This is a genomic window from Anabaenopsis sp. NIES-4685 (genome assembly GCF_059725405.1).
The window spans coordinates 2,433,181-2,455,100 of record NZ_AP043602.1 but is presented as its reverse complement, the minus strand read 5'-3'; the positions used below and the strand labels follow the sequence as shown (position 1 = coordinate 2,455,100).

14 protein-coding genes, 1 tRNA gene, 1 pseudogene and 1 other annotated feature are annotated in these 21,920 nt (G+C 45.1%); of the genes and pseudogenes, 10 read left to right on the top strand and 6 right to left on the bottom strand.

Going from position 1 to position 21,920, the window contains the following annotated elements; all coding sequences use genetic code 11:
- The first annotated feature begins 7 nt into the window (after positions 1-7).
- The 9 genes from AC6IZ0_RS10480 (at position 8) to rplL (ending at position 7,650) form a co-directional block, all read left to right on the top strand.
- Positions 8-3,235 (top strand): efflux RND transporter permease subunit, encoded by a 3,228-nt coding sequence (locus AC6IZ0_RS10480; RefSeq protein ID WP_497722855.1) that lies wholly within the window; start codon positions 8-10, stop codon positions 3,233-3,235.
- A 95-nt stretch (positions 3,236-3,330) separates the two neighbouring features.
- On the top strand, positions 3,331-3,693 hold the full coding sequence (gene rplS / locus AC6IZ0_RS10475; RefSeq protein WP_271731724.1) for a 50S ribosomal protein L19: 363 nt from the start codon (positions 3,331-3,333) through the stop codon (positions 3,691-3,693).
- 144 nt (positions 3,694-3,837) lie between these two features.
- Positions 3,838-3,910 (top strand) — tRNA-Trp (locus AC6IZ0_RS10470).
- Positions 3,911-4,082: 172 nt separating this feature from the next.
- Entirely contained in the window at positions 4,083-4,304 is a 222-nt protein-coding gene (gene secE / locus AC6IZ0_RS10465; protein WP_271731723.1) for a preprotein translocase subunit SecE, read from the top strand.
- Positions 4,304-4,936 carry a transcription termination/antitermination protein NusG gene (nusG, locus tag AC6IZ0_RS10460; RefSeq protein WP_271731722.1) on the top strand — a complete coding sequence of 211 codons (633 nt, stop codon included), beginning with the start codon at positions 4,304-4,306 and terminating at the stop codon, positions 4,934-4,936. The genes secE and nusG overlap by 1 nt, the downstream gene beginning before the upstream one ends.
- 6 nt (positions 4,937-4,942) lie before the next feature.
- The gene (rplK, locus tag AC6IZ0_RS10455) at positions 4,943-5,368 is read left to right on the top strand and encodes a 50S ribosomal protein L11 (protein ID WP_271731721.1); all 426 of its coding nucleotides are present in this window, start codon (positions 4,943-4,945) and stop codon (positions 5,366-5,368) included.
- 58 nt (positions 5,369-5,426) lie between these two features.
- Positions 5,427-6,143, top strand: coding sequence for a 50S ribosomal protein L1 (gene rplA, locus AC6IZ0_RS10450; RefSeq protein ID WP_271731720.1), 717 nt, complete (start codon positions 5,427-5,429; stop codon positions 6,141-6,143).
- A 79-nt stretch (positions 6,144-6,222) separates the two neighbouring features.
- Positions 6,223-6,392 (top strand) — a sequence feature (ribosomal protein L10 leader region).
- A gap of 218 nt (positions 6,393-6,610) precedes the next feature.
- On the top strand, positions 6,611-7,162 hold the full coding sequence (gene rplJ / locus AC6IZ0_RS10445; RefSeq protein WP_271731719.1) for a 50S ribosomal protein L10: 552 nt from the start codon (positions 6,611-6,613) through the stop codon (positions 7,160-7,162).
- Positions 7,163-7,260: 98 nt separating this feature from the next.
- Positions 7,261-7,650, top strand: coding sequence for a 50S ribosomal protein L7/L12 (gene rplL, locus AC6IZ0_RS10440; protein WP_271731718.1), 390 nt, complete (start codon positions 7,261-7,263; stop codon positions 7,648-7,650).
- A 69-nt stretch (positions 7,651-7,719) separates the two neighbouring features.
- Here rplL and AC6IZ0_RS10435 read toward each other — a convergent pair whose 3' ends face one another.
- Entirely contained in the window at positions 7,720-9,612 is a 1,893-nt protein-coding gene (locus AC6IZ0_RS10435) for a protein kinase domain-containing protein (protein ID WP_497722853.1), read from the bottom strand.
- Positions 9,613-10,033: 421 nt separating this feature from the next.
- Positions 10,034-10,579 (bottom strand): GIY-YIG nuclease family protein, encoded by a 546-nt coding sequence (locus AC6IZ0_RS10430; RefSeq protein ID WP_497722851.1) that lies wholly within the window; start codon positions 10,577-10,579, stop codon positions 10,034-10,036.
- 591 nt (positions 10,580-11,170) lie between these two features.
- Between AC6IZ0_RS10430 and AC6IZ0_RS10425 the strand changes: the two genes are divergently transcribed.
- The gene (locus AC6IZ0_RS10425; protein WP_497722850.1) at positions 11,171-11,542 is read left to right on the top strand and encodes a tetratricopeptide repeat protein; all 372 of its coding nucleotides are present in this window, start codon (positions 11,171-11,173) and stop codon (positions 11,540-11,542) included.
- A gap of 180 nt (positions 11,543-11,722) precedes the next feature.
- On the opposite strand, the gene AC6IZ0_RS10420 is transcribed toward AC6IZ0_RS10425, so the two are convergent.
- The 4 genes and pseudogenes from AC6IZ0_RS10420 to rpoB form a co-directional block, all read right to left on the bottom strand.
- Entirely contained in the window at positions 11,723-11,881 is a 159-nt protein-coding gene (locus AC6IZ0_RS10420; RefSeq protein ID WP_497722849.1) for a hypothetical protein, read from the bottom strand.
- Positions 11,882-11,963: 82 nt separating this feature from the next.
- On the bottom strand, positions 11,964-13,253 hold the full coding sequence (locus AC6IZ0_RS10415; RefSeq protein ID WP_497722848.1) for a DNA-directed RNA polymerase subunit beta'': 1,290 nt from the start codon (positions 13,251-13,253) through the stop codon (positions 11,964-11,966).
- A 1-nt stretch (position 13,254) separates the two neighbouring features.
- Positions 13,255-18,006: pseudogene (locus AC6IZ0_RS10410) on the bottom strand (DNA-directed RNA polymerase subunit beta'').
- 109 nt (positions 18,007-18,115) lie between these two features.
- A complete protein-coding gene (gene rpoB, locus AC6IZ0_RS10405; RefSeq protein WP_497722847.1) occupies positions 18,116-21,412 on the bottom strand; it encodes a DNA-directed RNA polymerase subunit beta in 3,297 nt (1,098 codons plus the stop codon).
- Positions 21,413-21,920 lie beyond the last annotated feature (508 nt).

Below are 21,920 nucleotides of genomic sequence, written 5' to 3'. Positions count from 1 at the left end.
GCAATAGATGCAAGAAATACAGAAAGGCGGATTTAGTATCAGTATTATTTCTATCAGGCGACACATTGCCACACTGATGTTAGCTCTAGCTGTGTTCGTATTAGGAGTATTCTTTATTATAAAATTACCCGTAGATTTACTACCATCAATTACCTATCCCCGAATTGGTGTGAGAATAGAAGCACCGGGAATCTCTCCAGAGGTAGCAATTGATGAAATTACAAGACCGTTAGAATCAGCCTTGTCGGCGACGGAAGGTGTATTCCAGATTTTTTCTCAAACTCGGGAAGGAAGGGTAAGTTTAGACCTGTATTTTCAACCAGGGGGCAATATTGATCAAGCCCTAAACGATGCTACAGCCTCCTTAAATAGAGCTAGAGGGAGATTACCAGAGAGCATTGAAACACCTCGTTTATTCAAATTCGATCCTTCCCAGTTACCAGTTTATGAATTTGCATTAACCTCACCCTCTCTACAAAGCCTAGATTTGCGGGTTTTTGCCGAGGAAGAACTAGCGCGTGAACTCGGTGTTGTCCCCGGAGTCGCAGGGGTAGAGGTATCGGGAGGGGTGAAAGAAGAAGTCAGAGTCAATCTTGATTTAGACCGTTTACAAGCTTTGGGCGTGGGTTTGACAGATGTCCTGGATGAACTGAGAAACCGCAATCAAGATGTTGCTGGGGGTCGCCTTTTAGGGTCCAATTCTGAGCCATTGACTCGGACTGTGGGGCGGTTTGAAAATGCTGATGAAATTAGAAATTTGTCTTTTGAAGTCCGTTGGGTACCAGATGATAATAGTCAGACGATCTTATCTGATCGTCGCGTTTATTTGCGAGATTTTGCTCAAGTTATTGATGGTTCTGAACAGCAGCGAATCTACGTTTTACTGAATGGGGAACCAGCTGTTAAACTTAGTATTCAAAAACAACCGGATGCTAATACTGTTAATGTTGTTGATGCTGTCACAAAACGTTTAGAACAACTGGAAGCATCGGGTGTATTTCCTGAAGGGACAATACTCACATCTACCTTGGATGAGTCAAAGTTTATCCGCAATTCCATTTCTAATGTCGTTACGGCCGGGTTGATGGGTACAGCGCTAGCTGCTGTCGCAGTTTTGCTATTTTTGGGTTCCCTGCGACAAACTTTTATTATTGTCATTGCTATTCCTTTAGCTAGTTTAGCCGCCATTATCTTAATGGGAATATTTGGGTTATCCCTCAACGTTTTTAGTTTGGGTGGTTTAGCTTTGGGGGTGGGAATTGTGGTGGATAACTCCATTGTCATGTTGGAGAATATTGCTCAGGGTGCAGGTATGACTCCCGGTAAGGATAGTAAAACCCGCCTGAATTCCCATGAACTTATTCAACAAGCTCAACACAGCAGTCAGGAAGTAGAGTCGGCTTTAATTGCTTCTACCAGTACAAACTTAGTGGCGGTGATGCCGTTTTTGCTCATTGGCGGCTTTATATCACTACTATTCAATGAGTTAATTCTCACTATCAGCTTTTCTGTGGCGGTTTCCATTTTGATTGCGGTAACTATTATACCTATGCTCACGTCACGGACTTTGGCATGGCGATTTTCTAGTGGGTTGAGTAAGTTTTGGTTACTACAAGCATTTAACCGCCGCTTTTATGCAGCGACAAATGCATATAGGCGATTTTTGTCTGAAGTATTGCGCTGGCGATTTTTAACAGTTGCGATCGCTATTGTAGTTTTTGGGGGTGCTAGTTTGTGGATGGCTCCGCAAATTCCCCAAGAAATCCTCCCGCGCATTAGTACAGGACAAGTCAGATTAAATGCTCAGTTTCCATCTGGTACGACTCTAGAAACCAACCGCAAGGTTATGGCTATGGTGGATGAAATTCTCCTCCAGCAACCGGAAACTGAATATGTCTTCTCTACCGCTGGTGGTGCGCTTTTCGGCACAAATGTCAATGCTAATCCCCTCAGAGGTACTAGCACTATTACCCTCAAAGCGGGTAGTAATGCTGAAGCCTACATAGAAAGAGTTACCCAAAAAATTAACCAGCTCAACTTAGTAGGAATTCGCCTCCGCCTTTCCCCTGGTCAGGTGCGGGGCTTAATTCTCAGTAATTCTCCAGCACGTGGTGCTGATATTGATGTTATTCTTCAGGGTAACGATACACAGAAACTCGAACAAGCTGGTGGAGAGGTACTAGCTGCTCTAGAACAGCAAGCTACTTTAGTGAGATTTCGTCCCGAAATCGATGACCGTCAACCAGAACTGCAAATTCTTCCTGACTGGGAAAGAGTTGCAAACTTGGGCTTAACCACTATCAAGATTGGCGATACAATTCAGACGGCTATTTCCGGTAGTGTTCCTACCCGACTCCAACGCGGTAACCGTTTAGTGGATGTGAGGGTACAGTTAAATGAAGCATCCATCCAAGAGGTGTCTCAATTGGAAAGATTACCTTTGTTCGTGAATAATAACCGTCAGGTGCGACTGATGGATATAGCTACAATTACTAAAGCCGAAGCTCCTGCGGAGATTCAGAGAATTAATCAGCGTCAGGTAGTGATAATTGCCGGTAATTTGACTGAGGGCGCTAATCTCAGTGATGCTTTTACCCAGGTAGATAGCATATTGGGTGATATAAGTTTACCTGACGGTGTGAGCATTTTACCCAGTTCTGCGGCTGCATCTAATCAGGAACTACAGAACTCACTGCAACTATTAGGTGGATTAGCTAGTTTTCTCGTTTTTGTCGTCATGGCAGTGCAATACAATTCACTCATTGACCCCCTGGTAATTATGTTAACAATTCCTCTGGCTTTGGCTGGAGGCATTTTTGGTCTTTACATTACCAATACAGCCATTGGTGCCACTGTCATAGTCGGGGCGGTATTATTGGTGGGTATTGTTGTTAACAATGCCATCATCATGGTAGAACTAGCGAACCAAATTCGCCAAAGAGATCAAGTTGGTAGGAAAACAGCAATTTTACAAGCTGCTCCTCAACGCTTACGTCCAATATTAATGACTACTATTACTACGGTTTTAGGGATGTTTCCCTTGGCGCTGGGAATCGGTGAAGGTTCAGAATTTCTTCAACCATTGGGTGTGGTTGTGTTTTCTGGTCTGTCTTTGGCTACATTACTCACTCTGCTGATAATTCCTTGTTTTTACAGTATTGCCGAAGATTTATGCAATTGGCGGCACGGAAAGCCAATTTTTATCCATATGGGCGGACGGAAGAAAAAGTTCTGATGTTGAATTAATCAAGATTTTGCTCTAAATAAGTAGACTGAAAGAGGATGATCGCTTTATGATTAGTGATTGTGAGTTTTTAAAGCAGAAACACTATGAACGCTCAAGAAATTATCCGCTCCATTGAGGCGGAACAACTGAAGTCGGATTTGCCCATCATCTATGTGGGCGATACTGTAAAAGTCGGTGTAAAGATTCAGGAAGGACAAAAGTTTCGCGTACAACCCTACGAAGGCGTGGTGATTGCTAAACGTAATGGTGGTATTAACGAAACTATTACAGTCCGCCGCGTGTTTCAAGGTATTGGTGTAGAGCGGGTATTTTTGTTACATTCTCCCCGCATCGACAACATTAAAATCATCCGTCGAGGTAAAGTCCGCCGTGCTAAACTTTATTATTTACGTCAACGTGTAGGCAAAGCTACCAGAATCAAACAACGGTTTGACCGTGCCTTGTAGATTTCGGCTAAAGTATGGCAGAAAATTCGACAATCAAGCGGCATTCGCCGCTAATTTTCCCCGACAAAAAAAAGGTGACATAATGGAGAAAATGCGCTATACTAAAAAAGGTTCAGCGCAATGACTGAATCCAAGCCACTTTGTGCGCTCTTAGTTCAGTTGGTAGAACGCAGGTCTCCAAAACCTGATGTCGGGGGTTCAAGTCCTCCAGGGCGCGCTTGAAAGGAAAAAAACACACCCCGGAAAAACAGCATTCCTGCTAAAATGGCAGATGGATCTAGTTATTTCGGGTGTAATTATTTTTTATTTACAGCTTTTTTGCTTCCAGTAAGATGGAATGAAAATGAGCAGGGTGTACCTTATATTGACAAAACGGGGGTAAAACGACAGTGGCCAAAAAAAATGAGGCAGAAATGCCAGGAAACACCAATGGCTTCAGTTTAGCCAACTTCTTTCAGGGTACGAAGGAAGAACTGGAAAAAGTGGTTTGGCCAAGTCGAAAGCAACTAGTGAGCGAATCAGCAGGTGTACTCTTAATGGTCACACTATCTGCATCTTTGATATACTTGGTCGATGGATTGTTCGGTTGGGTCGCACAACAGGTATTCTGATGACTTCTGCAACAGACGAACCATATAACTCAGCTTTACATTCTGAGGAAACAGCAGAAACGGCGCTTAATGAAGCACGTTGGTATGCAGTACAAGTAGCCTCAGGCTGTGAAAAACGCGTCAAGACAAATTTGGAGCAACGTATCCACACTTTTGATGTATCTGACAAAATTATCCAAGTGGAAATTCCCCACACGCCAGCGGTAAAAATCCGCAAGGATGGTAGTCGTCAGCAAACAGAGGAAAAGGTTTTTCCTGGTTATGTGCTAGTGCGAATGGTAATGGAAGATGACACTTGGCAGGTGGTACGAAATACCTCTCATGTAATTAATTTCGTGGGAGCAGAACAAAAGCGTGGCGGTAGCAGAAGCCGCGGTCACGTGAAACCAGTACCTTTAGGTGCATCAGAAGTAGAAAGGATCTTCAAACAAACTAGTGAACAGGAGCCGATTGTTAAAATTGACATGGTCACTGGTGATAAGATAGTCGTGCTTTCAGGTCCTTTTAAAGACTTTGAAGGTGAGGTGATTGAAGTCAGTCCGGAGCGTAGCAAATTAAAAGCCCTGCTCTCGATTTTTGGGCGAGATACACCAGTAGAATTGGAATTTAATCAGGTAGAAAAACAGAGCTAAACACAAATGGCGAAGAAAGTAGTAGCGGTCATTAAACTGGCCCTGAATGCTGGAAAAGCCAACCCAGCACCACCAGTGGGTCCCGCATTGGGTCAACACGGTGTGAACATTATGATGTTCTGCAAGGAGTACAATGCCAAAACAGCAGACCAAGCTGGAATGGTAATTCCTGTAGAAATTTCGGTGTTTGAAGACCGGAGTTTTACATTTGTACTCAAAACACCACCAGCATCAGTACTGATTCGCAAGGCAGCGAAAATTGAAAGAGGCTCTAATGAACCCAACAAAAAGAAAGTTGGGTCAATTACAAAAGCTCAACTGCAAGAAATTGCTCAAACGAAATTGCCTGATCTCAACGCCAATGATATAGAAGCGGCGATGAAGATTGTGGCAGGTACTGCGAAGAATATGGGCGTGACCATCGCCGAGTAAATAAAAAAAACTTATCGGGGGAGAGATTTAATCTCGCAAATTACCCCAGGAGATAAAAATGGGAAAAAAAATATCGCGCCGTTTGCAGGCGCTGCTAGAAAAAGTAGAAGATAGGGAGTATGCGCCATTAGAAGCTTTGAGTCTGCTCAAAGAAACGGCAACAGCTAAGTTTCCTGAAGCAGCAGAAGCGCATATCCGCCTGGGCATTGACCCCAAGTATACAGACCAACAACTGCGGACAACGGTAACACTGCCCAAAGGTACTGGACAAACTGTGCGGGTGGCGGTAATTACTCGAGGTGAAAAAGTTGCAGAAGCTAGCAATGCTGGTGCGGATCTAGTCGGCTCTGATGAGCTGATTAACGAAATTCAACAAGGTATGATGGATTTCGATAAACTAATCGCTACTCCAGATGTGATGCCACAGGTGGCAAAACTGGGTAAGTTACTTGGTCCGCGGGGTTTGATGCCATCTCCTAAGGGGGGAACGGTAACATTTGACTTAGCAAGTGCGATCGCGGAATTCAAAGCGGGTAAATTAGAATTCCGAGCTGATCGGACTGGTATCGTCCATGTTATGTTTGGTAAGGTGTCTTTCTCGCCTGAAGATTTGTTGGTAAACTTAAAGGCATTACAAGAGACCATTGACCGTAACCGTCCTTCAGGAGCTAAAGGTCGTTATTGGCGGACAATTTATGTAGCTTCGACTATGGGTCCATCAATTAAAGTCGATATCAATGCTCTACGGGATTTAAAAGTCGCCGAAGTAGCTTAATGGGTACTAGAGGCTAGAAAGGGGAAAGGATGGTTGCCATCATCCATTTTTCGATCTGAGTCAGCACTGTACTCCCCCCAAAACTAAATAAGCCAAACCGGAGACAGCAGGAGCCATTGGCTCAAATATCCTGCCGAGGTTAAAGCTCTAATTGCCACGAATTACTACCCATTAAGGTGTAAATACTCAGGTATGAAGAGTTTTCCTGTCAAACCCCGGCTAGTATAGCTGGGGTTAATTGTTTTGACTGGCTGATAGTAAAACCAAAAAATACCCAGCTAGGAAGAAACAAAGAAATTGGGCGCACAAAGAAATGGTATTAACATTTTTGAATTGGCTGCTCTCGAATTCACACCTGTGAACAAAAACCCGCAGGAGGTAAAACCGACTTGAATCTCAATAAGTAGATTTAAACAAGTTTTACTTAGTCGAAAATTAAGATTTTGCCCTTGGAGGTAAAACTAAGCATGGGTAGAACGCTAGAAAATAAAAAAGAGATAGTAGCTGATCTCAAAGAAACTTTGAGTGAGTCAACTTTGGCACTGGTAATTGATTACCAGGGGTTAACAGTTGCTCAGATTACCGACCTACGGAGGCGCTTACGTCCGAGTGGCGCTGTTTGCAAGGTAACAAAAAATACCTTTATGGGCATTGCCATTGAGGGTGACGAGAATTGGCAACCACTTTCGGGATTGCTTCAAGGTTCTTCTGCCTTTTTGTTGGTTAAAGAAGACTTTTCATCCGCAATTAAGGCTTATCAAGACTTTCAGAAAGCCACCAAGAAGACAGAACTTCGTGGTGGGGTTATGGAAGGTCGCCTGCTCAAGGAAGCTGATGTCAAGGCTTTAGGAGACTTGCCATCCAAGGAGCAACTCATGGCACAAATTGCCGGAGCTATCAACGGATTGGCTACCAAACTGGCTGTGGGTATTAACGAAGTTCCCAGTTCTTTGGCTCGTGCGTTGCAAGCTGTGGCTGACAAAGACCAAGGTGACAGCGCTGAAAGTGCGGCTGAATAAAATTCGTCGATAGCGGAGCGTGGCGTAAGCTACATTACACCAAATTTTGCCTTCATTCACTAGGCAAAAACACAATTTAGATTACAGGAGTTATATCAATGTCTGCTACAACTGATCAAATTCTCGAACAATTGAAAACTCTAACTCTGCTGGAAGCATCTGAGTTAGTTAAGCAAATTGAAGAAGCCTTCGGCGTGAGTGCTGCTGCACCTGCTGGCGGGATGATGATGATGGCTCCTGGTGCTGCTGTTGCTGCTGAACCAGTGGAAGAAAAAACCGAGTTTGATGTGGTACTAGATTCCGTTCCTGCTGACAAGAAGATTGCTGTACTGAAGATTGTCCGCGAATTGACTGGTTTAGGTCTCAAAGAAGCAAAAGATCTGGTGGAATCAGCACCCAAAGCCGTCAAAGAAGGCATTGCTAAGGATGCGGCTGAAGATGCTAAGAAGCGCATCGAAGAAGCTGGCGGTAAGGTAACTGTTAAGTAATCAAGACTGTCTTCTCAAACTTGTAGTTTAGGGACTCTCAGAAAAAGCCTGCTTGTGCAGGCTTTTTTTTTAATGCAAATCAGCATCCCAAACACCAATATAAATCCTATCCTGCTGGTTGCGTTCAATTACACCTTTTAATTCTCCAACATTAAAAGAATATCGCTGAGTTTGTCGATCGCGTACTTTTTGCAGTCCTTGCTTGATATCACTATTGGCATTACCATTGAGCATTCCCTGTAATGTTTTTTGCATTACTTCTGAGTTGATAGATTGGGGAAAAGTTGCTTCAGTTTGGCGCAAGACTCCGGTTTTCTGGTCAAATAAATAACCAAGATCAACATTATCTTCTAACCGATAAAGAAAAGCTCGAGTATTCCATAACCCTCTGGAATTTGTACTGGGCTGACCTAAAACTGCTTTAACAGTCTGTTGAGAAGTTCCTGTAGGAAATGCTGGTACTCTGGAAATTTTGCTGTTGCTAGGAGCCCCATCTTGGTTTTGCTGTGGGGGTGGTGGTGGGGTTTCTGGCTGTGGGGGTGGTGGTGGGGTTTCTGGCTGTGGGGGTGGTGGTGGGGTTTCTGTCTGTGGCTGTGGGGGTGGGGTTTCTGGCTGTGGGGGTGGTGGTGGGGTTTCTGGCTGTGGGGGTGGTGGTGGGGTTTCTGTCTGTGGCTGTGGGGGTGGGGTTTCTGGCTGTGGGGGTGGGGTTTCTGTCTGTGGGGGTGGTGGTGGGGTTTCTGGAGTGAGTTTAAATCTGGCAGTTACTTGGGGCTGTGATTGTACAGGTACTACCGGCTCTACAGGAGGTTGCAGAGTAGATGCTGTGTCAGCAGGTTCCTTAGGTAAGGAGTTTGGTAAAGAAGTCGGATTGATGTCAGTTGATTCGGAAAATGGTCTGGGTGGTGATGATGTCGTCAGAGATACTTCAGGTTGTTGTTCACGGGTAAGGCTAGAAATTGCCACCCCACCTATGACGCTACCCAACAATAAACTAGCAATAATTAAAACAGGTTTTTGCCAGATGCTGGTAGGAATAGTTGGCAAAGAAGATATTGCCTGGGTTTGGTGAGTTGATAATATTTTTTTAGGACTAATATGTACTGTGGCGGTAGTCATAGAAGACTGTTGGGCGGTATCACGAGCAGATTTTAAAGCATAGAGCATTTTACTAGCGGTGCTATAGCGATCGCTCACATGGGGCTGAATTGACTGATTAATTACCTGTGCTAAATGTGGCGAGACGTTGGGGGCTAAATCCACCCAGAGAATTTCCCCAGTTTGCGGGTGTGTTGCTAATTCTGATGGGTGTTTCCCAGTCAATAAATAAACCGCGGTCAAGCCTAGGCTGTAGATATCACTGGCGTAAACAGGTCGTCCTATAGCTTGTTCAGTGGGCATATATCCAGGGGTACCAATTACCATGGAACGACTCCCTGGATGGGGAGAACTGGCCACAGAACGGACGGTTTCTTTAACTGCTCCAAAATCAATTAAAACTGGCTTGTTATCCCTCGAACGCAGGATAATATTATCTGGCTTGATATCCCGGTGAATAATACCTTGACTGTGAACATAAATTAGTATCGATAGCAAACTCAAAAGAATTTCCCGCACATTGCTTTCAGTTTGACAACCCTGAGTTTCCACAATGTCAATCAAAGTTTGTCCCTGAATCCATTCTTGCACCAAGTAAAATTCTCCATGCTCACTAAAGTAAGCATATAGTTCCGGTATTTGGTCGCTACCCCTCCCTAGGACTTCTAAAGTTGCTGCTTCCCTCTCAAACCTTTGTGTAATCATTTTATGATTGTAGGGATTATTGACTATGGGTTTGAGTTGCTTAATTACACAGCGACGACGAGAAGGCATATGGGTATCTTCAGCTAAGGAAGTTTCTCCAAATCCACCAGCACCCAAAACTTGAATAACTTGATAGCGATTATTGAGTAGCGCTATTGTCATAAATATTTACAAAATATCTTTCCTTCCCAATGTATATCAGATAGGATAGAAATCTGGCTATGAAACCACCCATTTCCTGTTTTACCCCCTTAATCTCCCCAGATCAAGGGGGAAAACAGAAAGTCTAGTTACCTCTTAAATACAGGTAACCGGGTGGTCTAAAGAAATCTTTGATGCAGGATCATCTTTTTTCAAATATCCGATAAGAGGATGTTTGATAAGTGTTCAACAGGTAATTTTTATCTTAGGGAACAGGGAACACCGGATCAGGGAATGGCGAATGGGGAATGGGGAACACACCGAACACACAATAAACAATAAAATCCAGTCCCCTCCCCTTACAAGGGGAGGGTTAGGGTGGGGTCAAACAATATTTGATACACTAATCATGACTTGACAAATATCGGCTAAGGCCATCAACTTACTTTAAATCTAATAATCCTTGCTCTTTCAATTTGGGATTAAACCGTAATTGTTCTTGTAAACCGCGGTTTTTCAATACTAGTAAAATTTCTGCTTCTACTCGCCGGGCTATATTTTTCAGTACTTTGATTTGCGCCAATTCATCATTAGCTGGGTGATGATATTTTTCTTCTTCCTGAGGTGTCATTAATTGCAGCACATTAATAGCCTGTGTCCAGCTTTCCCGATCATCTGCATTACCTAAAGGAATAGTAGTATTTTCCTCTATCCAAGCATTTTGAATACTTTCTAAAATTGCACGTTTAGGACTTGCAATTGTTTGCACTTTGACCCAATAACATTGTTCTGGTTTACGGACTAAATGTTGCTTAAGACTCAAGTAAACATCCCGAGAATAGCCGACAAATTGTAGTTGTTTAGCCTGGTCAAAAATAGCGTATACGCCTATTTTGCCAGAAAATACTTGAGGCAATTCTCCGTTTATATCAATATAAGGTACGTATTCTATTGCGGATAAACTGGAAAAGTTGGTTTCAATGGTCATTTGTTAAATACCCAATTCTATCACTGATAGTATACTTTGGGGACTATGTAACGCCAGCTAATAAAGGCGGACGGCTAATTTCTGTAATTCGTATTTGTTAATACTTCGCTCATAAAAAATCCTTGGAGCATTGAGAGGAATTAATCTCCCAATTGTATCATTAACAGTCCACCAGTCCATTTAATCAGTTAGTGGGGGGATTGGGGATTAATTATTGGCTAAAATTCCCATCTATTCCTCTGATAAGTGATATAGTCTTTTTCAGGCTGATGAAGTACACACCAATTCCCTATTCCCTGTTCCCTCAAACTAAAAAAAAATGTACCTCACGAGCATGGGAAATGCTATAGTTTAACCAAAAAAACTCAGAAATAATCTCCAATACGTATAAGTCAAAAGCTTCTGTATTTATACGTATTATGTTAAATAATCTATCAACTGTCACAGGTAAGACCCATGTACTGAATAGGACTAACTAGCGGTGTAGCCTTAACAACACTGACATTTACCCTCAGTGCTACCCAGACTTGGAGTCAAACTAAAACTAATCAAAACAGCTTTACTTGTCTCTCAACTCGCTACCCCGGTTGTGTGGAGAAAATTCCCACACCCTTGGGGTTAACACCTGAACCAGGAGGAAAATACCAGAGAATCATTACTTGGAAATCTGACTCTTTACCCCCAACTGTGCAGATATCCCATAGCTATACAGTGACTTATATCGCTCGCAGTAATGTTTACCGTAAGCAGCAGAAATGGGATTTAGCACTGGTCGATTACAACAAAGCTATTGCGATTGATCCTAATGATGCTTATGCTTACTTGTATCGCGGTGCTGTTTATGTTTATCTCAGAGACATCAACAAAGCCAGGGAAAACCTACAACGAGCAGGGCAATTATACCTCACTCAAGATGATCCCGATGGTTATCAACGAACAATTACGCTTTTAAACTCTCTGTAGCTGCAAGATCCCCGACTTCTCACATTATCAGAGATAATCTAGGCTAATTTAGCTAGAAGTCCGGGCTCTGTGTGACACCGAAGATCATGTATTTGATGATCTTGACAAGATGGGATAGCGCCATTCTATATACCCCCCTTACGTTGCAAGGGGAGGGGTTGGGGGTGGGGTCAAACCTAATCAGAAGGGCGAAGCTATAGGCGATCGCACCTCCATGAGTAATATCCCCGACTTCTTACATAATTGGGATAATCTAATATAATTTGTCCAGAAGTCGGGGATCTGTGTGACACCGAAGATCATGTATTTGATGATCTTGACAAGATGGGATAGCGCCATTCTATATACCCCCCCTTACGTTGCAAGGGGAGGAGTTGGGGGATGGGTAACCCCCGGATACTAGAGCTGAGAGTGCAAGGTTTTAAAAATCCTCATCCTCATCCATATCATCTTCATATTCATCATCGTCAGCCACCAAGTCGTTGACTATGTCATCCGCAATTAATTCATCCTCCTCATCTAATATTGACCTTTCAGAGCGACGAGTACCAAAAGTACCCTCCCCTAAACCAGAAACATCCAGGTTATAACTGCGCGCTGTGCGGTCATCTAACACCATATCCAGCGCGTCATCCACCTCATCTAAAACACCGCTACCCTCTAGTGTCCCATATTCATCTAAAGCCCCCGGCTCCTCGTAAGTGTTATAACCAGTCCCCGCCGGAATCAAGCGCCCAATAATCACATTCTCCTTCAACCCCCGCAGCCAATCAGATTTCCCCTCAATAGCTGCCTCAGTTAATACCCTAGTAGTTTCTTGGAACGAAGCTGCAGAAATAAAACTATCCGTATTTAAAGAGGCTTTAGTAATCCCTAACAGCACGGGCGTATATTGTGCCTTCGCCCCCCCTGTAATCGACATCGCCTCGTTCACCTGCTCTACTTGTCGCAGTTCCACTAACTCCCCAGGAAGCATCGTAGTATCTCCACCATCATCAATTCTGACCTTGTTAGTCATCTGGCGGACAATTACCTCAATGTGCTTGTCAGCAATATCAATCCCCTGGGACTGATACACCATCTGCACTTCATTGACTAAAAAAGTCTGTACCTTTTGCAAAGCATGACTAGCACAAGCATAAACACCCTCCTCTGAACCTAGACTAAAGAAAACCTCTAGTATTTCATGGGGATTAGAAGGGCCATCGCTCAGTGGTTCTCCAGCTGTAACAGCCCCTCCATCTGGAATCATTAAATTTTGTCCTGGTCCTAGGGGATACTCAGTCACCACCCCATTCGCCTCAACTACCCTCCCGGCGATCGCCTCATCCCCATCACCATAAACCACCTGCAACTCCCCAGAGCGCCGAGCTAAAATACAAGCCTCCTTAGGTTTACGAGCCTCCAGTAACTCCTCAATCCGGGGCAAACCTTGGATAATATCCCCAGTTTTCGCCCGTTCAAACACCAGCAAAACCAAATTATCCCCCCGTTGCACCAAATCCCCATCTTCCACCTGCAAAACAGCCCCCGGACTCACACGGTAAGGGCGACCCACCCGGATGTAAACAGCATATTCCTGCCCAGCCAGAGCCGAATCCTCACCAGTCGCAGCAGTTGTCTTCCTCTGAACCACAGACCAAACCTGCCCCGACTCCTGCGCAAACACCCCCGGAGCTAGCTCCGCCCCTTCTACCAACAAGTCACCCATCTTAACCTTGGGTTGGCTCGCAGCTACTCACCACCACCTTATCAACATCACGCAAAACCAAACAGCGCCGCACGGTTTCCAGGTCTTCTCTCACGCCCCGGACAATTCCGCCATCTTTAGCAAGAATCTTAGTACGCGCAACCACAGACCCAGGCGCTATGCAGTCCCCATCCTCAACCTCCAAACTAGTTTCCGTACTCCCTTGAGTAGCATCCGCCGCTATATCCCGCCGCACCACCAAAGACTCCAGAATCACCAGCTGCAAACGCTGCACGGCTGGATTTTCCGCATCTTGTACTAACTCAATGTCCGCAGCCAAAGGAGAACCACCATGGTCTTGTTCCCCATCTTGCTCAATCTCCAAAACTAACTGAGTTCGTAAAAGTTCCACCCCATCCACAGACTTAACACGTTCAGAATCCTTATAAGGCAAGCGCTGCACTGCCCGCATTTGTATAGAGCGCCCAGTTTGTTGATTAATAGATGTTGTTGAAGGAACATCTGGATGATTAGGTACTGGAAACTCTATCACCGGACGGCTTAATAAAGCCGGACCTTCTGGAGTTTCCACATACTGAACGTAGCGTAACTCAGTCGCCACTGCACCGCGAAACTCCTGACCGGGTTGGACAAAAGTATTATCCACGCCCATAATTTCTTCCAAATCCCCCGCGTCAGCAGTAGTAAGTCCCGCATCCATCAGCAGCAACTCACCGGGTTTAATCACCACCTCCCGGAGGATATCGTTTTTCTGGGTGATTTCTATCACTCCACCGGTTTGACAGAAAATATCTTTAACAACTTCAGTACCAGCTTCCACAAATTGCCCATCTTCCACTAAAAGTAGGGAGATATCTTTGTTCACCTCATGAGTTTCTTCAGGAATCCACAAAAGTGTACCCCCTTGAACCACCTCATAACCTAGTTTCGCTTTACCTTTCTTCTGAACCTCTACACCCGCGAACTTAAGAAAACCACCCGTATTTGTACGATACCGGTCATCAATTAGTTCAGCTACTACTTGACTATTTTGGACTTTTGTACCTGGGGTCGCCCGTAAGTTAAAAACTTGGTTATTACTAGTTGTAATTAAATAGTGGTTACGACCTTGGGAACTTTCTACGGTGACTGTAGCTTGGTCTAAGACTACAGAAGCTGTGATGATTTCAATTTCCCTAGCATTCTTTCCGGGGAGATTTTCCGGTAACCGTACTACTCCCCCATGTTGTGTGGTTAACTTGGTTTCTGCTAAAACGCCGTTTTCTGAAATTCGGTCACCATTTTTTACCACCAATTCCGCCCCCGGTGGTAAATTGTAAACCTCTCCAGATAATACCCAAATTAATCCACCCCGGGCAGCCGTCGTAGTTGTGTTTCCTTGGCGGTCTGTCTTTTGCTCAGGTACAACTTCTGCAAATAACACTTCACCCGCCAAATCTGAAGCTACATCTTTTACCGCTTTTTCCGTATTCAAGCGGGTTGTCCGTCCACCTAGAGCCACTTCCGCCAGTAATTGACCGATTTTTACCTGCTGACCATTCTGGACGTATAAAGTAGAGCCTTGGGTAACGTTGATTTCTTGGGCGACTTGGCTTTCATGGTCTGAGTGTAAATGAATGACTCCATTAGCTTCAACATATAAAGCATCTTCACCATGTCGCGTGCGATAAGTACGGGTGCGGAGTTTCCGTGGGAACCGGATAGTACCGTCACTCTTAGAACGAACCTGCTGCGCCACTTCACCGGTGAACACACCCCCGGTGTGGAAAGTACGCATTGTTAACTGTGTCCCTGGTTCTCCAATACTTTGGGCAGCAATAATGCCTACAGCTTCCCCTAAATCTACCATTTTGGCGTGGGCTAAACTCCAGCCATAACAATGTTGACACACAGAACGCGCCGCTTCACAGGTTAAGGGCGATCGCACTACCACCTCAGTCACCCCAGCCTCATGGATTTTATCCGCCAACTCATCCGACACCGGAGTATTCCGGGGCGCAATTACTTTTCTTGTTTCAGGATGCACCACATCCTCAGCAATTACCCGCCCTAGCAACCGTTGAGACAGAGGAATCAAAATCTTACCCCCCTCCGTCATGGCACGTAAAGGAATACCCCTGGTAGTACCGCAGTCAATTTCCCGAATAATTACATCCTGGGAAACATCTACCAACCGCCGGGTCAGATAACCAGAATCCGCCGTCCGTAAAGCTGTATCTACCAATCCCTTACGCGCACCGTAAGAAGAAATAATATACTCAGTTACCGTCAGACCTTCCCGGAAATTGGTCTTAATCGGTAAATCAATAATTTCCCCCTGCGGGTCAGCCATCAAACCCCGCATACCCACCAACTGGCGCACCTGGGAAATATTCCCCCGCGCTCCAGAGAAAGCCATCATATATACAGAATTGAGAGGGTCAGTGCTTTTAAAGTGCACTACTACCTCATCCTTGAGGGCCTCACTAGTTCCGTTCCAAGTATCAATTACTTTTTGGAACCTTTCCACTTCGGTGATTTCGCCCCGTTGATAGCGGTTCTCCGTGGACCGGATTTCTTCCTCCGCTACCTCCAACAGCGATCGCTTAGTCGGGGGAATCATCAAATCATCCACACTAATAGACACCCCCGCCTTAGTCGCATAGCGGAACCCCAAATCCTTCAACTTATCTGCCATCACCGCAGTCCGCGCCGTCCCATAATGGGTAAACGCCCAAGAAATTAACTTTCTCAATTGACCCTTATCAACCACCCGATTCCGAAAAACAGCCTGTTCTTTAGTCATTATTAGTAATTCCCTATCTTGTAAAAAAGATGGTTGACAGTCAACAGCCAACAGTCAACAGTCAACAGTCAACACCCAACAGTCAAGAGTTTATACAGCCAAAGCCTCTTGAATCGCCTTGTTATAAATCACCCGACCCGGAGTAGTGCGGACATATTGAGACATTAAATTACCTTGGGCATCCTCCCTGACTCGGCGATACTTATACATCACAGTCCGTGTACCATCACCATTTTCCGTCACTTCCAGGGGTTCTACATCTGGTTTCTCTGTTTCCACATCCCCATCAAAGCGGACATAAATATAACTGTGTAGATCAACCTGCCCTTGATGGAAAGCCATAATCACATCATCCAGAGAAGCGTAGTACCTACCCGCCCCCTTAGTCGCCCTAGGATTTTCCGCTGTTAAATAATACGCTCCCAACACCATATCCTGACTAGGGGTAATAATCGGTCTCCCCGTAGCCGGAGATAAAATATTATTAGAAGCCAACATCAACAGTCGCGCCTCAGACTGACTTTCTAAAGACAGGGGCACATGCACCGCCATCTGGTCACCATCAAAATCAGCATTAAAAGCCGGACAAACTAAAGGATGTAACTGAATCGCCCTACCCTCGACCAACACAGGCTCAAAAGCCTGAATACCTAAACGGTGGAGGGTAGGCGCTCGGTTTAACATCACGGGGTGTCCCTCAATTACCTCCTCTAGCACATCCCACACACTAGGGTCATTACGAGAAATCAACTTTTTCGCAGCCTTAATATTGTTCACCATCCCACTGCGGATTAACCGATTAATCACAAAAGGCTGAAATAGTTCTATAGCCATCTCCCTAGGTAAACCGCACTGGTGGATATTCAACTTCGGACCCACCACAATTACCGAACGTCCCGAATAATCTACCCGCTTCCCTAACAAATTTTGGCGGAAACGCCCTTGTTTACCCTCAATAATGTCAGACAGCGACTTCAGAGGGCGATTATTTGCCCCCACCACAGTCCGACCCCGCCGACCATTGTCAATTAAAGCATCCACTGCTTCTTGCAGCATCCGCTTTTCATTCCTCACAATAATCTCCGGGGCTAAAATCTCTTGCAATCGCGCCAGCCGATTATTCCGATTGATCACCCGGCGATACAGATCATTGAGGTCACTAGTAGCAAACCTCCCACCATCTAACTGCACCATGGGGCGTAAATCTGGGGGAATCACAGGAATCACAGACATAACCATCCACTCAGGTTTAGAACCAGTGGCAATAAAATTATCAATGACTCGCAGTCGTTTAATTAACTTGGCTCGTTTCTGACCCTTAGCCCCGGCGATTTCCTCCCGCAGGTTTTCGGCTTCTTGTTCTAAGTTAATATCAGCTAATAAACGCAGCAAGGCTTCTGCTCCAATACCTACTTCTACCCCTTGCAGCGTCGAATCTTCGCTGTAAATTTGGTCCTCAATTTCTAACCACTGGTCTTCACTGAGCAACTGCTTATAACTTAAAGTTTCCGCATTACCAGGACTAAGCACCACATAGGAATTGAAATACACAATCTGCTCCACATCCCGTAAAGGCATATCCAGCAGAATCGAAATATAACTCGGAATACCCTTGAGATACCAAACATGAGCCACAGGCGCAGCCAGCTTTATATATCCCATGCGGTGACGACGCACTCGCGACTCCGTTACCTCCACGCCGCAGCGTTCGCAGACAATACCACGGTGACGGACTCGTTTGTATTTGCCACAGTGACATTCCCAATCCTTAGCCGGTCCGAAAATCCGCTCACAGAATAGGCCATCCATCTCCGGCTTGAGAGTACGGTAATTAATAGTCTCAGGTTTAGTGACTTCCCCCACCAACTGACCATTAGGTAGGGTTCGCTCACCCCACTGGCGAATGCGTTCTGGTGATGCTAAACCGATTTTGACATAATCAAACTGATTTGACTGTATTGTTCTCATATTTCCTTAGTCATGAGTAAATCCTTAAATGCGTTCACTGTTGACAGTTCAGTGTTAACTGAAAAATACCGTCAACAGTCAACCGTCAACCGTCATCTGTACAGGTTTTTTAGTCTTCCTCTAAGGAATCACGAGTCAGAGATTCATAGGTAGGACGAGGAGGTGTACGTCGGACAGATTGATCCGCCATTAAATCTACCTCCACATCCAAGGAACTACCGTCAGATTGGGTCTCAACCTTATGGACAGCAATATCTAAACCTAGAGACTGCAACTCTCTCATTAAAACCTTGAATGATTCCGGCGTTCCAGGTCGAGGAATTGACTTACCCTTCACGATCGCATTCAAGGCCTCATTCCGTCCCTGCATATCATCAGACTTGACTGTCAGCAACTCCTGCAACGTATAAGCCGCCCCAAAAGCCTCCAATGCCCAAACCTCCATCTCTCCAAATCTTTGCCCACCCTGTTGAGCCTTACCCCCCAAAGGTTGCTGAGTTACCAAGGAATATGGACCTGTAGAGCGCGCATGAATTTTATCATCAACCAAATGTACAAGCTTCAGGATATAAGCCACCCCCACTGTAATCGGTCGGTCAAAAGCTTCGCCAGTCCGACCATCAAATACCATAATTTTACCGGGGTTATCAGGGTTATACACCCAGTCCTTCTCCGTCTCATCCCTTGCCTCCTGTAACTTCCCATGTACCAATGTCCGGGAGGTCTCCTCACCATACATCTCATCAAAAGGTGTAATTTTAAACCTCACTCCCAATGTGTGAGCAGCCCAGCCCAACATACACTCAAAGACTTGACCTACATTCATCCGGCTAGGTACACCTAAAGGATTAAGCACAATATCCACGGTGGAACCATCAGCCAAATAAGGCATATCCTCGACTGGTAAAATCCGGGAAATAATCCCTTTGTTCCCATGGCGACCGGCCATTTTATCCCCGACCTGGATTTTACGTTTCTGGGCTACATATACGCGCACCACCATATTAGCACCTGGCGGTAATTCGTCACCTTGTTCCCTTGTGAATAAACGGACATCAACTACTCGTCCTTTTTCTCCATTGGGAACCCGTAGGGAATTATCCCGCACGTCTCGCGCTTTCTCGCCAAAAATAGCCCGTAAAAGCTTCTCCTCGGGGGGTTGGTCAGACTCTCCCTTTGGTGTAACCTTTCCAACTAGTATATCTCCGGATTCGACCCAAGCACCAACCCGAATAATTCCCTGCTCATCTAGTTGGCGTAGAGCATCTTCCCCCACGTTGGGAATTTCTCTAGTGATTTCTTCGGGTCCTAGTTTAGTTTGTCTGGCCTCAATTTCATATTTCTCAATATGAATCGAAGTATAAACATCATCCTGCACTAATCGCTCCGAAATCAAAATCGCATCCTCGTAGTTATAACCCTCCCAGGGCATATAAGCGACAATGATATTTTGACCCAACGCTAACTCCCCACCTTCGGTAGAAGAGCCATCCGCAAGCACTTGACCGGCGATCACCCGCTCGCCAATCCTAACCAGAGGTTTTTGATTTAAACAAGTATCCTGATTAGACCTTTGGTATTTAGACAGGCGATACTTAATTTCTGGAGAGTCATTGAAAGGCTTAACCCGAATTTCCGTAGCATCCACATAGGTAACTTCTCCATCCGTGCGGGAAACAATCACCATCCCCGAATCCCTTGCACCTTGAGCTTCTAAACCAGTACCCACCAAAGGACGCTCCGGCTTTAACAGCGGTACAGCTTGGCGTTGCATATTGGAACCCATAAGAGCGCGGTTAGCGTCATCATGTTCCAAAAATGGAATCATACTTGTAGCTACTGAAACAATTTGCACGGGCGAAACTGCTACATAGTCCACCTGTTCAGGGGTAGTGGTTGCCCAGTCTTGGCGGTAGCGCACAGGTACAGACGGTCCTTTAATGTAGCCATTGTCGTCTAATGGTATATCACCCGTGGCTGTACGTAAATCGTCTTCCTCATCCGCAGTCATATAAACTGGCGGTAGGTCAAAGCGTACCCGCCCATTTTCCACAGGTCTAAATGGCGTTTCCAAAAATCCATATTGGTTAACACGCGCATGGGTAGCCAAAGACCCAATTAACCCTGCGTTGGGTCCTTCTGGTGTTTCAATGGGGCAAATTCTGCCATAGTGGGAAGGGTGAATGTCTCGCACTGCAAACCCAGCCCGTTCACGTGTTAAACCACCTGGACCGAGTGCGCTAAGGCGGCGTTTGTGGGTCAGTTCTGCTAAGGGATTTGTTTGATCCATGAACTGACTTAGTTGACTAGAGCCAAAGAATTCTTTGATTGCTGCTACCAATGGTTTAGGGTTAACTAGGGAAGCTGGGGTTAGAACTTCGGCATCAGATACTGTCATCCGTTCCCGAATAATCCGCTCTAGGCGGTTCAAGCCGACTCTTACTTGGTTTTGTAGCAGTTCGCCGACGCTTCTGACGCGACGATTACCTAGGTGGTCAATATCGTCGATATTGCCAATGTCATATTCTAGGTTAATCAGATAGTCTACTGCGGCTAAAATATCTACGGGAGTTAATACGCGGGTGGTGTCAGGAACAGAAAGTCTTAATTTTTTATTGAGTTTATAGCGACCCACTCGACCGAGATCATAACGTTTAGGGTCGAAGAAGCGGGAATCTAACAGCTGTTGTCCGCCTAGTACTGTGGGTGGTTCACCGGGGCGTAATTTCCGGTACAATTCCATCAGGGCTTCTTCTTCGGAAAATTGACCTTCTTTTTCAATGGTCTTTTGGAAATATTCGGGGTGGCGCAGGGCGTCAAATATTTCGTTGTCGGATAAGCCTAGGGCTTTTAATAGCACTTGGGCTGAGAGTTTGCGGGTTTTGTCGATGCGTACCCAGACTAAATCATTACGGTCTGTTTCAAATTTCAGCCAAGCCCCCCGATTAGGGATTAAGCTAGCTGAATAGGTACGTCGTCCGTTTTTGTCTATTTCTGATTTGTAGTAAACTCCGGGCGATCGCACTATTTGATTAACGATTACCCGTTCGGCTCCATTGATAATAAATGTCCCACGGTCTGTCATTAAAGGCAGGTCGCCAATAAATACCTCTTGCTCTTTAATATCTCCTGTTTCCTTGTTCAGCAGACGTGTAGGTACATACATCTGTACCGCGTAGGTACTGTCACGCCGTTTTGACTCCTCAACGCTGTATTTGGGCTCTTTGAGTTTATAGTTATGTCCTAAAAAGTGTAGTTCTAGTTTGCCTGTGTAGTCTGTAATTGGACTAAAGGAATTTAGTTCTTCTATCAGCCCCTCTTCTAAAAACCAGCGAAAACTCGAGCGCTGGATTTCAATCAAGTCGGGTAATAAAAAGGCGGATTCCATATATTTATCTGTAGTCATGCCCTTACCTTCGTCAACCTGGTTAAATTTGTTTATTGGACGCTGCTAGTGTCTGGTTTTTGCGTGTTCCCCAATTAGGCGTATATGTCTATCACTCTTAGGAACACCTGTTTCTTTATCCCATCTATTTCTACACTTAGACAAACCCTGCCATTTAAGCTAGAAAGAGAGTTTTTGACAAGGGGCTAATCGCCCTTATTTTCTCTGGTGGCTGCGCTAAAATCCAGATATTAATTTGCTCCCATGGCTTACGCCACGCTACGCCACGCTACGCCACGCTACGCTATCATGAATATGCCTAGACTTCTCTAAGCTCTCTTGGTGCGATCAATGCACGGTTTATAGTTACAGTTGTCTGTTTATACACAGGTAAACAGCATAGTACTTGGTTAAGTTTGATTTGTCACCTCGTTGCTCTATTTTGCTCGTTTTTCCATGGACTAGGCCACGCTACGCGACCTGCTTTAGCAGCAGCGCTGGCGCTATCGCACGCGACATGATTTACTTT

Bases quoted from the DNA above. Each gene is read 5' to 3' on its own strand.
- nusG (WP_271731722.1), top strand. From the start codon at position 4,304: ATGACTTCTGCAACAGACGAACCATATAACTCAGCTTTACATTCTGAG.
- rplL (WP_271731718.1), top strand. From the start codon at position 7,261: ATGTCTGCTACAACTGATCAAATTCTCGAACAATTGAAAACTCTAACT.
- AC6IZ0_RS10435 (WP_497722853.1), bottom strand. From the start codon at position 9,612: ATGACAATAGCGCTACTCAATAATCGCTATCAAGTTATTCAAGTTTTG.
- rplJ (WP_271731719.1), top strand. From the start codon at position 6,611: ATGGGTAGAACGCTAGAAAATAAAAAAGAGATAGTAGCTGATCTCAAA.
- AC6IZ0_RS10480 (WP_497722855.1), top strand. From the start codon at position 8: ATGCAAGAAATACAGAAAGGCGGATTTAGTATCAGTATTATTTCTATC.
- AC6IZ0_RS10415 (WP_497722848.1), bottom strand. From the start codon at position 13,253: ATGGGTGACTTGTTGGTAGAAGGGGCGGAGCTAGCTCCGGGGGTGTTT.
- rplS (WP_271731724.1), top strand. From the start codon at position 3,331: ATGAACGCTCAAGAAATTATCCGCTCCATTGAGGCGGAACAACTGAAG.
- rplK (WP_271731721.1), top strand. From the start codon at position 4,943: ATGGCGAAGAAAGTAGTAGCGGTCATTAAACTGGCCCTGAATGCTGGA.
- AC6IZ0_RS10430 (WP_497722851.1), bottom strand. From the start codon at position 10,579: ATGACCATTGAAACCAACTTTTCCAGTTTATCCGCAATAGAATACGTA.
- rplA (WP_271731720.1), top strand. From the start codon at position 5,427: ATGGGAAAAAAAATATCGCGCCGTTTGCAGGCGCTGCTAGAAAAAGTA.
- rpoB (WP_497722847.1), bottom strand. From the start codon at position 21,412: ATGACTACAGATAAATATATGGAATCCGCCTTTTTATTACCCGACTTG.
- AC6IZ0_RS10420 (WP_497722849.1), bottom strand. From the start codon at position 11,881: ATGGCGCTATCCCATCTTGTCAAGATCATCAAATACATGATCTTCGGT.